Genomic DNA, 12,595 nt, shown 5'->3' on the forward strand with positions numbered 1-12,595 from the left:
CGAGACGTCCCGATGACCACCGCGGTTGCCTGGGCCGCCCGCCCAGATGTGCGCCCCCGGCCCGCGCCGCGCGGGCCGCCGCCGCGCGACCGGCGCGCGGACCGGCGCTTGCCCTCGCGTCCCGTTGCCGCATGCAACCATGGCGCAACCTTGCGGGGAGTTAACTGGATCGCCGTCTCGGAGGCGGCTCGGTGGGCACGGTCCGGGCGGGTCCCGGGCGGCCCGCCCGTCCTGCGGAACCACCTCCGTTTCCGCCGGTCAGGAGCGGAATGGCCAGGAGAGGAAGAGCACATGTACCCACCGGGGACCAAGAACCTGCCGGTCAGCCGCTCCGCGAAGAAGCCGGGCCGCTTCTGATGGGCGGCGGCGACGGGTGGGAGACGGCCGCTCCGGAGACCGCGTCCCCGGAGGGCGTGGCGCGTATCGCGCTCACCGCGGCGGCGACCGAACTGCTGCGTCTGCTGCGGGAGCAGCACGGCCCGCTGATGTTCCACCAGTCCGGCGGCTGCTGCGACGGCAGCGCCCCCATGTGCTACCCGGCAGGGGACTTCCGTACGGGATCGTCGGATGTGCTGCTGGCCCGGCTGGACGTGGAGGGCGTACGGGAGCCGGTGGGCTTCTGGATGTCGGCGGACCAGTTCCAGCGCTGGCAGCACACGCATCTGACGGTGGACGTCGTACCGGGGCGGGGCAGTGGATTCTCGCTGGAGGCGCCGGAGGGGGTGCGCTTCCTGATCCGCTCACGGCTGTTCACCGAGGAGGAACGCGCGGGTCTCGGCGGCTGAAGCGGCGCGAGCAGGCGACTGAGCCAACATAGTGAGGCCCCACGCACGGGGGAGAGCGTGGGGCCTCACTATGGAAAACGGGTGGGCGGCGGTTCAGGTTCCCTCGCGGGCGGAATTTCGCAAGAAATCTTGTGCGGGCGGGCACAATTCCGGTCCGCCGCGCCGTTCAGGCCTCGCCCTGCACCAGCCGTTCCAGCATCTCCTGGAAGTCCGCGTCCGCCACCACGCGCAGCCCGTCACCGTCCGGCTCGCTCAGCGGGGTCATCACGCCCCGGCGCCACCAGAACACCCTGGGGCTGATGGCGCCCGCCGCGTCCTCGTGGCCGGCCGCCGCGAACTGCGCCATGGCCTGCAGCGCCGGGATGACCTGGGCGTCGTGGATACGGTGGAACGCCAGCTGGTGCCGGAAGGGCAGGGCGACCAGCGCACCGTCCGGTGTGAGCTCGGTGCCCATGAGCCGCTGCACCAGCTCGTCCAGTACCAGCACCCGGCTCGCGGTGAAGAACGAGTCGCCGAGCAGCACCTCGAACGCCGAGCCGTCGCCGCGCCGCACCGTTTCGTGCCCTTCGACCGGCAGCGCCCGCAGATTGTTCATCGCCCGGATCCGCAGCTCGGCCACGTCCCCGAGATCGGTCAGGGAGTCCTCGCTGAGCATCTGCACCGCCTCGGGCAGATCGAGGGCGAGCACTTCCCGCAGCCCCGGCGCCGGCGCGCGGCCGTAGCGGAAGGAATCCGAGGCGGGCAGCGTCTCCTGGGCGACCACACGGGGGTACAGACAGGCCCGGATCTCGTCCTCGCTGAGGATCTCCAGCGGCTGCGGGCCGTCCATCGTACGGAGCACCTTGCCGACGTGATCCCGGATCAGCGCGGGCCAGCTGCGCTCACCGCGCCGGTCGCGGTGGCACACCGCGGCGAGGTTGCCGAGGCCGAACTGCCGGCCCGCGGAGTCGGTGACCACGCCCGCGTACGCGGTGACTTCGAGCCCCTTTTCCGCGAAGGCCTGCCGGACCTGTGATCTGAAGACACCGCCCTCGCGCTCGGAGAAGAAGCTGAACTCCCCGTCACGTGCCAGGTCGCGGGAATCCCGCTTCGGTCCTCGGCGGAACAGGCCCATCTCTTCCTCCCGGCAGCGGCCACGAACAACGGCCATGAATGGGCCGATCGTAACGGGTGCGTGGCCGGCCCCGTCGCCCTGTTTGCCGCCGCTCACGGAGGTGACCGGCGCGGGGAGACGGGGCGGCGGGGACGGAAGGGATGAAGGGGGATGAGGGAGGGATGAGGGAGGGATGAGGGAGGGTCGAGAGGGGACGGGGCAGCCCTCAGCCGCCGATCGTGACGTCGATACAGGCGTAGAAGGCATTCGCGGTGTCGGCGATGTTCCAGACCGCGAGGATCTTCTGCTTGCCGGTGATGCCGCCGAAGTTGACGGTGTGCGAGACCGTCGCCGGCGGCTGCGCACCGCCGTCGTTGAACTCGGCGACCTTCTTCCCGCCGACGAAGTACTGCCAGGTGCTGGTGGAATGACGGGCGGTCAGGCGCCAGTTGAAGGTCTGGGAGCTGCCGACCGGGGTGACCTTCCAGCCCTTGCTGTCGTCGTCGAGTTCGGCGAACCGGCTGTTGCCGCCGCTACAGCTGGTCAGCCCCTTGGGGCCCTCGACGCTCTGCGGCTCCCACTTGATCGGACCGCAGTCGATGGTGCCGGCGGCACACTGCGCCTGCCGGCTGGGCGGCGAGGACACATAGCCGTGTGCGCTCGCCGGGCCGACCGGCAGGGTGACGACGAGCAGCGGGGCGATTCCGGCACCGAGGGCGAGGGCGAGTTTTCTCTTCTTGTGCATGTCAACCCTTTCGCGGAGGGGGAGAGCGAGGCCGTCACGCGAAAACAGGGGGACCCGACGCCGCCGCGGCGCCGTACGTCCGCCTGGGGGAAGCCTCGTTGAGGGGGGTGGATGACGCGAGGGTGCACACCGATTGGTCTAGACTTTACTCGCTGACCGCGTACGGTCAAGAGGTGCGGGGCGTTGGCATGGCATTCCCGCGACGGGCGTGAGCAGTGCGGCAGCCGTGCGCGCACCTGAGTCTTGGGGACCTCAACTCCCCTAATTCACGTCATTATTGACGCTCCATCAGGATCTCGGAGGAACGGGAACAGCCGTCCGCTCGCAGCTGCCGCGATACGCCCGTCCCGGGCGCGGGCGCCCGGTGAGTCAGTGAGCCGAGGGGGCGCCGACGACGGGCGCGCTGGAGGCCCGTACGACCAGCTGTGGTGCGAGGCGGACCGTGCGCCGTGGTCCGGGCGCTCCGGCGGACGGCCGGTGGGTCAGCAGGCGGGCGGCCTCGGCGGCCAGTTCGCCGACCGGCTGGCGGACGGTGGTCAGTGCCGGGTCGGCGAGACCGGCGAGCGGGATGTCGTCAAAGCCGGTGACGGCGACCTCGCCCGGTACGTCCGCACCGAGCTGCCGCAGACGTTGCAGCGCACCGGCGGCAATGAGGTCGTTGGCGCAGATCAGGGCGTCCGGCCGGGACGGCCAGATGCGGTCGACGGCGGCGCGTCCCCACTCCACCGAGAAGTCGCCGAGTTCGATGCGCCCGGGGGCCGTGGGGTCCAGCGCCGCGACTCCCGCCTCGTACGCCGCGCGCCGCTCGACCGCCGCCGACGCGGTCCCGGCGGCACCCACGAAGCAGGGGCGGCGGCGGCCGGTGGCGGCCAGATGATCGAGTACGAGGGCCATACCGGCCGCGTTGTCGACGGCGACGGAGTCCGCGACGCCGGGGCCGCAGCCGCGGTCGAGCAGCACCAGCGGCACCTGCGCGGCCGCACTCGCCACCGCCTCCCGGCTGCGCCGCTCATCGACGGGTATCAGCAGCAGCGCGTCGACCTGCCGCCCCAGGAACGCGCTGATCCGGGCCGCCTCCGTCGCCGGGTCGTCATCGCAGTCGGCGAGCAGCACGGCCCGCCCCTCGGCGTGCAGCGCATGCTCCAGCTCCCGGACGAGGGAGGGGAAGAACGGGTTGGTGATCTGCGGCAGGACGAGACCGACGGTCCCGGTGGAGCGGCTGCGCAGGGCGCGGGCCACCTGGTTGGGCCGGTAGCCCAGCCGCTCGGCCGCCTCGCGTACCGTGCGGGCGGTCTCGACGCCGACCGGACGGGTGCCGGCCAGTACGCGGGAGACCGTGGCAATGGAGCAGCCCGACGCCAGCGCAACGTCCTTCAGCGTGACTTCGGCCACCGTCTCCCGGCTCCCTTCGCTCGGTCCGCCCGAACCGGAGGGAGCATACGCCCCCTTGCGGGCCTGGCAAACGTTGTCCCGTGAGAGGTGGATCTCTCCGTCACACAGGTCGCCCTTCGTCCCGATAACACCCGGTAGGCGAGAGATTGAACCGTTGACAACCGGCAGGTCCATGGGTCAAGTTTCCGGAGAACGTTTTCCCATGCTGCTCGCTCGTCGCTGACTCCCCGCCCGGGCTCGCCATGGGTGACCGCCGGGCGCGCGGTGCGCCGGAGCCCATACCGGCCCGCACCCACCACCGCTTCCGCACCACATTTCCGAGCAGCAGAGCAAAGGGGCTCTTCCGTTGGCCAGAAAGATCATCCTCGACTGCGACCCGGGGCATGACGATGCGATCGCCATGCTCCTGGCACATGGCAACCCCGATGTCGAGCTGGTCGCCGTGACGACCGTGGTCGGGAACCAGACGCTGGAGAAGGTGACCCGCAACGCCCTGTCCGTGGCGCGGATCGCCGGGATCACGGGTGTGCCCTTTGCCGCCGGCTGCCCGCGTCCGCTGGTCCGGGCCATCGAGACGGCGCCGGACATCCACGGCGAGACCGGCCTCGACGGCCCGGAGCTGCCCGAGCCGGCCATCGAGCTGGACCGCCGGCACGCGGTGGACCTGATCATCGACACGGTGATGTCCCACGAGCCGGGCGAGATCACCATCGTCCCGACCGCGGGTCTGACGAACATCGCGCTGGCCGTGCGCAAGGAGCCGCGGCTCGCGGAGCGGGTCCGTGAGGTCGTCCTGATGGGCGGCGGCTACCACGAGGGCAACTGGAGCGCGGTCGCCGAGTTCAACATCATCATCGACCCCGAGGCCGCGCACATCGTCTTCAACGAGCGCTGGCCGGTCACCATGGTCGGCCTCGATCTGACGCACCAGGCGCTGGCGACCCCCGAGGTCGATGCGAAGATCGCCGCGGTCGGCACCCGCCCCGCCAAGTTCGTCGGTGAGCTGCTGGACTTCTTCCGCGAGGCCTACCGCGAGAACCAGGGCTTCGACCACCCGCCGGTGCACGACCCGTGCGCGGTCGCGTATGTCATCGACCCGGACGTCATGACCGTACGCAAGGCCCCCGTCGACATCGAGCTGCGCGGCGCGCTGACGGTCGGCATGACCGTCACGGACTTCCGTGCGCCCGCCCCGGACGACTGCACCACCCAGGTCGCGGTCACGCTCGACCACGAGCGGTTCTGGAACCTCGTCGTGGACGCGCTCGAGCGGATCGGCGACATCGAGGCATGAACACTCCCACCGAGACGAGCACCGCCACCGGAGAGCGCCCCGCCGAGGGGACCGGCGGCGGGTCCGGAGTCCGCATCGGCGTGCTGGTCACCGCGCTGCTCGCGGCCTGTTTCGCCTTCCAGCTCAACGCCAGCATGCTCAGCCCCGCGCTGAAGAACATCGAGGACACCCTCGGGGCCAGCTCCGCGGAGATCGGTCTCACCCAGACCGCGTTCTTCACCTCGGCGGCGCTGTTCTCGCTCTTCCTCCCGCGGCTGGGCGATGTCATCGGGCGCCGCCGGGTGCTGGCCGGGATGCTCGCCCTGATGGTCGTCGGCTGTGTCGTCGCCGCGCTGGCGACCAGCGTGCCGATGCTGTTCGCCGGCCGCATCATCCAGGGGGTCTGCGGTCCGGTCGTCCCGCTGTGTCTGATCATGCTGCGGGTGGAGGTGCAGGAGCCGAAGCGGTACGGCACCCTGCTCGGCGTGATCACCGCCGTCAACGGCGGGATCGCCGGTGTCGACTCGCTCGCGGGCGGTTACCTGGCCGACAGCCATGGCTTCCAGTCGGTGTTCTGGGCGATGGCGGTCGTCGCCGCCCTGGCCACCGTCCTGGTCGCCACCCTGACCCCCGAGTCGAAGGCGCCCGCCGCGACCCGGATGGACTGGCCCGGAGTCGCGCTGCTCGTGGTCTCGGTCGGCTCACTGCTGATCGCACTCAACGAGGCTGGCAAGCTGGCCGCCGCCGACTGGCCGCTGATCGCCGTGCTCCTCGTGCTGGCCGCGGCCGCCTTCGCCCTGTTCTGGCGGACCGAGAACCGCAGCGCGCACCCGCTGGTCGCCACCCGGCACCTCAAGCAGCGTGCGACCTGGGCGACCCTGCTGACCACCGTGCTCACCATGACCGGGGTGTTCGCCGTCATGAACGGGCTGATCCCGGCGTTCGCCCAGGACGCCCAGGCCGGTCTCGGGATGAGCGCCGAGCAGTCCGCGTGGTGGACGCTGTCGCCGTACGCGCTCGCCGGACTGGCCATGGGCCCGCTGGCCGGCCGCCTCGCCGCGACCTTCGGCTACGGCCGCATCCTGCGGTTCGGCCTGGTCGGTTCGGTGGCGACGGTCGCCCTGATGCTGTTCACGATGCACAGCCAGTCTCAGCTCCTGCTGCTGGTGACGTCCATCCTGGTGGGCATCGCCTACGCGGGCGTGGCGAACATCGTCCTCAACGGGCTGGGCATCGTCCTGTCCCCCAGCGAGAACCCGGGCTTCCTGCCCGGTCTGAACGCGGGCGCCTTCAACCTCGGCGCGGGACTCAGCTTTGCGCTCCTGTACGCGGTCAAGACCGCCGCGTCACCGACGGACCCGGCGTCGTCCGGCGGCTACACCGCCGGCATGATCGCGGGCGTGGTCATCCTGGCCGCGGCCATTGCGACGTCTTTCCTGATCCCGAAGCCGGTGGCGGCCGAAGCACAGAGCTGAGGCAGCGCCGGAGACAACGGACCGCCCGCCGACCGGATTTCCCGGGCGGCGGGCGGTTCCGTCGCGGTGTGCGTCGTCTGCGGTGTGCGGCGTCCTGGTTTCCGACGTCAGTGGTGTCCGCTTTCCGCCGTCAGTGGTGTCCGCGCGCGGTGTCCGAAGCCCCGCCGAAGAGCCGGGCCACGGCCCGGAACGGCAGGGTGACGACGGTGGCGAGGGCACCGCCGATCTGCCTGAGAACATCTGCGATCGCTCGCAACATGAATGAGCCTCCGTCATGGCCGTCCGGCCGCACACCTCACGTGTCGCCGTTGGCCGGTCGATGTCCGGGTCACATGGTCAGGAGCGCCTGCCGGGGCGGCAGGTCACTCGGGTGTCGCTTCGTCCGTCCAGCGCAGGATGGCGCCGAGCCCGCCGGACGGTGCCCGCTCCGGGTCACGGACCACCACGATGTCGGCGCCGCTCGCGGCCGCCGACCGCACCAGTGCGTCATCCGCCCGTGCGGCTGCCGGACGTGTCTCACCGAGGTACGGCAACTCCGTTCCCCGTACCCCGAGTTGATCGACTTCGGAGCCCACCCAGACCTGCCGGGCGATGTCCGAGCCGTGCGGGCTGACCAACAAGGTGTCGATCCGGTGTTCCCGGGCCGCCTCGACCAGGGCGGGGATGCCGGCCGCGGCGTGCGGGGCGCTCTTGCCTCCCGGCCCCGCACCGGTGCGGAAGCGGTCCGTCACCTGCGCGATGTGCTCACGCTCCTGAACTGCCCTCACCTGGGCGATGTCCCGGTCCACCAGCGTACTCTCGGCGCCGGGCGCCCGCCCGCCGTGTTCGCTCTCATACGTGAGGGCGCGCAGCGGTTCGGGCAGCTTGTCGTGCACCAGGTGGCGTTCGCGGGCGTCGCCGATCAGGATGACGGCCTCGGCGCCACACTCCTCGAACGCCTTGTGCACCGCATCGGCGATCTCTCCCGCGTTGTGTTCCCAGGTGTTCTCCACCTTGGCGCGGAAGTGCCCTTCGGACCAGTCGCCCGAGGCGGTGCGGTGGAGGGGCCAGTCGGCGCCGCTGACCTGACCGGCGTCCTCGGTGCCCCGGTGGCCGAGTACGGCGAAGTCCGCTCCCGTCCGGTCCAGACGGACCACGAGGCAGACCGGGTCGTCGCCGACCGCGGCCAGGAGGGGAGTGACCCGGGGCACCGGCCCCCAGGCCGCGAACGGGGTGGCCGGGGGCCCGGGGAGCGGGGTGTCCAGCACGATCACCCCGTGGGCGGCGAACAGCACCCGCCCGGAGTGCTCCCCGGGATCTCCTTCGTGCCGCGTGAGCAGCGCTTCGTGCACCGCACCGCAGGTGGCCTCGTCCGCGCCGAGCGCGAACAACTGCGCCGTGGTGGCACTCGCCGTCAACTCTTGCTGTTTTTCGGCGTCCTCGGTGTGGTGCGAGATATCGGCATAGACGGATGCCCAGGGGCCCGGCCGGTCGATGACCGGTTTCAGGAGCGAGAGTCGCATGGCGCTGCCTCCTTGGCTTCCTCGGATTCCGCGGTTTCTCCTGTTGTGCGGTGGGCTGTCGTCGGTGTGTGGTGGGCTGCCTTACGAATTCCCGTTCCCGAAAGGCGTATGCATCAAGGGCATATGCATCTGCGGTCACGTTCCGTGCCCGTCCGCGCGATTTCCGTGTGCATGGTTGAAACAGCGCCGCCGGGTTGTTAGGGCTGGGGGACCAGGGAAACTGGGAGTAACGCGACGGGTCTGTATGACTCGTGGAGCCGGAGGCACCCATGGTCATGGAACACGGAACGGACAAGACCGGCCCCGCCCGGGACGACGTGATGAAGAAGCAACTGCGGGGGCAATTGACGGCGGAGCGCTCCCTGCGGACGGATGAGGAGCATGAACTCCAGCCGGCGGGCGAGGACCAGCCGGTGGCGGCCTGGTCCCCCGAGAGTGACTTCCGGGGCGGCACACCGAGCGGGATGACCGAGCAGGACGTCGGGCTGCGCTCCGAACTCGCCCAGCACCTCGGGCGGAGCCTGTACCCGGCCGACAAGAACGCGATCATCGAGACCCTTCGGCGCAACAACGCACCGGACCGGCTGGTCTCCATGGCCGAGCGGCTGCCCGCACACGAGCGGTTCGGCAATGTGCAGAGCATCGCCGAGGCCGTCGGGATCGCGACGGAACACCGGCGCGCCTGAGGCCGGGCCGGTCCGCCCGTTCCTGGCGCTGCCGGGAGCCACCAGGTGGCGGACAATTGGCGTAGACGCACCTGCCGCACCCCGCGGCCGGGCGAATGGACGGGAAGAGGGAGGGCGGTCATGTCCGACGACGCGATGGGCGACGAGGTCTACCAGCCGCCCAGATCCGATCCCCAGGACAACCCCAACGACCTCGACATGGAGGACGCCCTCGACGAGCCGGGCCTCGACGAGACGCTGGACACGGGCTATTCGCCACCCGAGAGACCTTTCGTGGTGAACCACGAGGGGACCACCGCGCGGGAGCTGCACGACCGCGAATCGCTCGAACACCGGCTGTCGGTGGAAGTGCCGGACGTCTGCGCTCCCGACGGCGACGGGATCGGCGATCTTCCGGACGGGGTGGGGGAACCGACGGACCTCGAATGCGGCGAAGAGCGCGCCGGCCGGCTCGTGGGCTCCGACGAGGGGTTCTGGCGCGGTGGCAGCAATGACATCGCCGCCCGGGACGTCGGGATCGACGGCGGCGCCGCGTCGGCGGAGGAGGCGGCGGTGCATATCGCCCGGGACAATGCGGGGGACGGAGAGGGGGAGGTCTAGACCCTGTCGCCACCGTCCCGCCCGCTCGCTCCGGGTCCCGGGGGCCCGCGGTCTCCCCGGTTCACCGCGTTCCCTCAGAACACATCGGCATCCGCCGAGCGCACGATCCGGGCCTGCATATTGCGCTCCATCATGCGCAGCGCGGCGTCGGCGAGATCCTGGTGGATATGCGCACAGGCGTCCTCGGCGACGATGACCTGAATATGCCGGATATGGGCATCGAGCGCCGAATAGAGCACGCATTGTTCGGTGACCTGGCCACAGAGCACGATCGTGTCGATACCGTGCTGCCGCAGCAGATATTCCAGCGGCGTTTCAAAGAAGGCCGAGTGCCGCGCCTTCACCACGAACAGCGATTTTCCGTCCGGCCGGACCGGTTCCACCAGATCGGCGTGCGGGCCGCTGAGCACCGTGTCCAGAAGTTCGTCGTGGTGCGACCGCCACAGGCCGAAATTGTCATTGACGTAGATGACCTCGACTTCGTTCTTTCGGGCCCGTTCGATCAGCTCGGTGATATGCGGCAGGACCTGCCGCACCGAGGGCAGGAGACGTTCCGCGTCCTCGTGCTCATAGGCATTGAGCATGTCGATCACAATGAGCGCCTTCGCGGCCATGGCACGGTCCCCGGTCAGCCGCCGCCCCGCCCGGTGCCCTCCTCGGCGGCCACCCGCTTCAGGGTGCGACCGCTGCGTACGGAGCGGGCCCGCCGGGCGTCCGGTGTACCGCGCCGCCCGGCCCGGTCGTCGTGCTCCTTGACCAGCAGCCAGGACTCCCGCTTCCCGGGGCCCTCGCCGGTGCGGAACCGGGTGAGCGCATAGCCGCCGTGGAGCTTGCTGCCGTCGAGCCAGAAGGAGACATGGCCGTCCTCCAGCGCCTGGCGGAACGACAGGGCGCGGCCCTTCTTCTTCCGGGGCAGCGGGCGGTAGCTGCCCTGGTCCCAGACGATCACGGTGCCCGCGCCGTACTCCCCCTCCGGGATGACGCCCTCGAATTCCCGGTACTCCAGTGGATGGTCCTCGGTGGGCATCGCCAGCCGCTTGTCGTGCGGGTCGGCCGACGGGCCCTTGGGCACGGACCAGGACTTCAGCACCCCGTCGACCTCCAGCCGGAAGTCGAAGTGCAGGGTGCTCGCGTCGTGGATCTGGACGACGAAGGAGGAAGTGTCCCCGGCGCCCGCCGGGGCGCCCGGTGGCTCGCGCGTCCGGTCGAAGTGCCGTTTGCCGCGGTATGCCGTCAGTCCGTCCTTGGCGCCCATGTGCCCCGCCTGCCCTTCGTGCCGATGGCCGCATCTCTCACTGTCACGCGGGGCGGCCGGCGACGCATGTGCGGACGTGACCACCGGGTCGGGCGGGCCGCCGTGCGGTATAGCCGGTCCGGCGCTGCTCACCGGCTCGGCCCGCACCCGCTTCGGTGTCTTCGCGGCGGCCTCGCCTCCGCGCGGGGCCCGGCCTGCACGGTGCTCCCTCAGCGTGCCGCCAAGGGGCCGGGCTTTCAGAATGAGAGGGGACCCATGTGTACCCGGCCGCACTCCGGTTAGCCGACAGGGCACCACGGTGTGCCCGCGCCGGCCGTCGGCCCGAACCCCACTGTGCCCCGTCAGGCCCGGCGCCCGAGCACCATCCTCGACAGGCAGGAGTCCCCGTGAACCGCCGTCGTCCTCGGATCGTGATCGTCGGAGCCGGCTTCGCCGGTTACGAATGTGCCCGCACGCTCTCCCGGCAGGCCAAGGGGGCCGCCGAGATCGTGCTCATCAACCCCAATGACTACTTTCTGTATGTGCCGCTGCTGCCGGAAGTGGCGGCCGGGATTCTGGAGCCCCGCCGGATCTCGGTATCCCTCACGGGGACCCTGCCGGGCGTCCGGCTCGTCCTCGGAGAGGTCCATGACGTGGACTTCGATGCCCGTCGGGTGGACTACACCGACCCCGAGGACCGGGACGGCTCGCTGACCTACGACCGGCTGGTGCTGACCGTCGGCAGCGTCAACAAACTGCTTCCCGTCCCCGGCGTCGCCGAGCATGCCCACGGCTTCCGCGGGATGCCCGAAGCGCTGTACCTCCGCGACCACATCACCCGTCAGATGGAACTGGCCGGTGCGGCCGAGGACCCGGCCGAACGGGCCGCCAGGACCACCTTCGTCGTCGTGGGCGCCGGCTACACCGGTACCGAAGTCACCGCCCAGGGCGCGCGCTTCACCGACTCCCTGGTCCGGCAGAACACCGCACTGCGGGACGGCCCACGCCCCCGCTGGCTGCTGCTGGACATCGCCGACCGGCTGCTGCCCGAGCTCGACGAGCGGCTGTCGCGCACCGCCGACCGGGTGCTGCGCGCCCGCGGCGTCGAGATCCGCACCCGCACCTCCGTCAAGGAAGCGACCATGGACGGGGTCCTGCTCGACGACGGCGAGTTCGTCAGCAGCCGCTCCCTGATCTGGTGTGTGGGCGTACGGCCCGACCCGCTGGTCTCCTCACTGGGGCTGCCCACCGACAAGGGGCGGCTGTGCGTCGACAAGTTCCTGGGAGTGCCCGGCCGGCCCGAGGTGTTCGCCTGCGGTGACGCCGCGGCCGTTCCCGATCTGACCCGCCCCGGCGAGACGACGCCGATGACCGCCCAGCACGCCCAGCGGCAGGGCAAGGTCGCGGCGCGCAATGTGGCGGCGTCCTGCGGGCAGGGCACCCCGCGCGCCTACGAGCACCATGACCTGGGCTTCATGGTGGACCTGGGCGGAATCCAGGCCGCGGCGAACCCGCTGCACATCCCGCTGTCCGGCCCGCTCGCCGGTGCGGTCACCCGCGGTTACCACCTCATGGCGATGCCGGGCAACCGTATCCGGGTGGCCGCCGACTGGTTCCTGGACGCGGTGCTGCCGCGCCAGGCCGTCCAGCTGGGCCTGGTCCGCTCCTGGTCGGTGCCGCTGGACACCGAGACCCCCGAAGTGGCCCGGGTGGCGGGCGGCAGGCCGGAACGGGCGTGAGGGCCGGGGGCGGGTGTTCCGCGGATGCCGAATGCGGAGGGGTCTGCTTGGCTTGCCGGTGAACGATCCGT

The 12,595-nt window shown here is 70.8% G+C and carries 13 protein-coding genes; 6 read left to right on the plus strand and 7 right to left on the minus strand.

The features are described from left to right. The first annotated feature begins 356 nt into the window (after nt 1–356). Nucleotides 357–785 carry a DUF779 domain-containing protein gene (locus STRNI_RS05090; protein WP_018088714.1) on the plus strand — a complete coding sequence of 143 codons (429 nt, stop codon included), beginning with the start codon at nt 357–359 and terminating at the stop codon, nt 783–785. 166 nt (nt 786–951) lie between these two features. Here STRNI_RS05090 and STRNI_RS05095 read toward each other — a convergent pair whose 3' ends face one another. From STRNI_RS05095 to STRNI_RS05105, 3 genes are all read right to left on the minus strand, one after another. Continuing rightward, nucleotides 952–1,899, minus strand: coding sequence for a hypothetical protein (locus STRNI_RS05095; protein ID WP_018088713.1), 948 nt, complete (start codon nt 1,897–1,899; stop codon nt 952–954). 205 nt (nt 1,900–2,104) lie between these two features. After that, nucleotides 2,105–2,623 carry a lytic polysaccharide monooxygenase auxiliary activity family 9 protein gene (locus tag STRNI_RS05100; protein ID WP_093639336.1) on the minus strand — a complete coding sequence of 173 codons (519 nt, stop codon included), beginning with the start codon at nt 2,621–2,623 and terminating at the stop codon, nt 2,105–2,107. 369 nt (nt 2,624–2,992) lie between these two features. Continuing rightward, a complete protein-coding gene (locus tag STRNI_RS05105) occupies nt 2,993–4,015 on the minus strand; it encodes a LacI family DNA-binding transcriptional regulator (RefSeq protein WP_159484628.1) in 1,023 nt (340 codons plus the stop codon). Between the two features lie 346 nt (nt 4,016–4,361). Between STRNI_RS05105 and uriH the strand changes: the two genes are divergently transcribed. Together uriH and uriT are read left to right on the plus strand one after the other, a co-directional pair. Further along, nucleotides 4,362–5,309 (plus strand): uridine-preferring nucleoside hydrolase UriH, encoded by a 948-nt coding sequence (gene uriH / locus STRNI_RS05110; protein WP_159484630.1) that lies wholly within the window; start codon nt 4,362–4,364, stop codon nt 5,307–5,309. Then, complete coding sequence (gene uriT, locus STRNI_RS05115) at nt 5,306–6,763, plus strand: uridine transporter UriT (RefSeq protein ID WP_277410639.1); 1,458 nt, start codon at nt 5,306–5,308, stop codon at nt 6,761–6,763. The genes uriH and uriT overlap by 4 nt, the downstream gene beginning before the upstream one ends. A gap of 130 nt (nt 6,764–6,893) precedes the next feature. Here uriT and STRNI_RS05120 read toward each other — a convergent pair whose 3' ends face one another. Both STRNI_RS05120 and STRNI_RS05125 read right to left on the minus strand, forming a co-directional pair. Further along, nucleotides 6,894–7,022: an LPFR motif small protein gene (locus STRNI_RS05120; protein ID WP_018088708.1), complete on the minus strand. Its 129-nt coding sequence runs from the start codon at nt 7,020–7,022 to the stop codon at nt 6,894–6,896. A 103-nt stretch (nt 7,023–7,125) separates the two neighbouring features. Further along, nucleotides 7,126–8,265: a baeRF2 domain-containing protein gene (locus STRNI_RS05125; protein ID WP_018088707.1), complete on the minus strand. Its 1,140-nt coding sequence runs from the start codon at nt 8,263–8,265 to the stop codon at nt 7,126–7,128. 269 nt (nt 8,266–8,534) lie between these two features. Here STRNI_RS05125 and STRNI_RS05130 point away from each other — a divergent pair, with 269 nt between their 5' ends. Both STRNI_RS05130 and STRNI_RS05135 read left to right on the plus strand, forming a co-directional pair. Continuing rightward, nucleotides 8,535–8,951, plus strand: a complete 417-nt coding sequence (locus tag STRNI_RS05130; protein ID WP_018088706.1) for a DUF2795 domain-containing protein — start codon at nt 8,535–8,537, stop codon at nt 8,949–8,951. Between the two features lie 120 nt (nt 8,952–9,071). Beyond that, nucleotides 9,072–9,551 (plus strand): DUF5709 domain-containing protein, encoded by a 480-nt coding sequence (locus STRNI_RS05135; protein WP_018088705.1) that lies wholly within the window; start codon nt 9,072–9,074, stop codon nt 9,549–9,551. A gap of 74 nt (nt 9,552–9,625) precedes the next feature. Here STRNI_RS05135 and STRNI_RS05140 read toward each other — a convergent pair whose 3' ends face one another. Together STRNI_RS05140 and STRNI_RS05145 are read right to left on the minus strand one after the other, a co-directional pair. Further along, complete coding sequence (locus STRNI_RS05140) at nt 9,626–10,165, minus strand: cysteine hydrolase family protein (protein ID WP_266445148.1); 540 nt, start codon at nt 10,163–10,165, stop codon at nt 9,626–9,628. A gap of 14 nt (nt 10,166–10,179) precedes the next feature. Next, nucleotides 10,180–10,806, minus strand: a complete 627-nt coding sequence (locus tag STRNI_RS05145; RefSeq protein ID WP_018088703.1) for a DNA polymerase ligase N-terminal domain-containing protein — start codon at nt 10,804–10,806, stop codon at nt 10,180–10,182. 410 nt (nt 10,807–11,216) lie between these two features. Here STRNI_RS05145 and STRNI_RS05150 point away from each other — a divergent pair, with 410 nt between their 5' ends. Then, the gene (locus tag STRNI_RS05150) at nt 11,217–12,524 is read left to right on the plus strand and encodes an NAD(P)/FAD-dependent oxidoreductase (protein ID WP_159488810.1); all 1,308 of its coding nucleotides are present in this window, start codon (nt 11,217–11,219) and stop codon (nt 12,522–12,524) included. Nucleotides 12,525–12,595 lie beyond the last annotated feature (71 nt).

Origin of the sequence: Streptomyces nigrescens, assembly GCF_027626975.1 — a bacterium.
Lineage (GTDB): Bacteria > Actinomycetota > Actinomycetes > Streptomycetales > Streptomycetaceae > Streptomyces > Streptomyces nigrescens.

Bases quoted from the DNA above. Each gene is read 5' to 3' on its own strand.
- STRNI_RS05130 (WP_018088706.1), top strand. From the start codon at position 8,535: ATGGTCATGGAACACGGAACGGACAAGACCGGCCCCGCCCGGGACGAC.
- STRNI_RS05095 (WP_018088713.1), bottom strand. From the start codon at position 1,899: ATGGGCCTGTTCCGCCGAGGACCGAAGCGGGATTCCCGCGACCTGGCA.
- STRNI_RS05145 (WP_018088703.1), bottom strand. From the start codon at position 10,806: ATGGGCGCCAAGGACGGACTGACGGCATACCGCGGCAAACGGCACTTC.
- STRNI_RS05120 (WP_018088708.1), bottom strand. From the start codon at position 7,022: ATGTTGCGAGCGATCGCAGATGTTCTCAGGCAGATCGGCGGTGCCCTC.
- STRNI_RS05090 (WP_018088714.1), top strand. From the start codon at position 357: ATGGGCGGCGGCGACGGGTGGGAGACGGCCGCTCCGGAGACCGCGTCC.
- STRNI_RS05125 (WP_018088707.1), bottom strand. From the start codon at position 8,265: ATGCGACTCTCGCTCCTGAAACCGGTCATCGACCGGCCGGGCCCCTGG.
- STRNI_RS05135 (WP_018088705.1), top strand. From the start codon at position 9,072: ATGTCCGACGACGCGATGGGCGACGAGGTCTACCAGCCGCCCAGATCC.
- uriT (WP_277410639.1), top strand. From the start codon at position 5,306: ATGAACACTCCCACCGAGACGAGCACCGCCACCGGAGAGCGCCCCGCC.
- STRNI_RS05140 (WP_266445148.1), bottom strand. From the start codon at position 10,165: ATGGCCGCGAAGGCGCTCATTGTGATCGACATGCTCAATGCCTATGAG.
- STRNI_RS05100 (WP_093639336.1), bottom strand. From the start codon at position 2,623: ATGCACAAGAAGAGAAAACTCGCCCTCGCCCTCGGTGCCGGAATCGCC.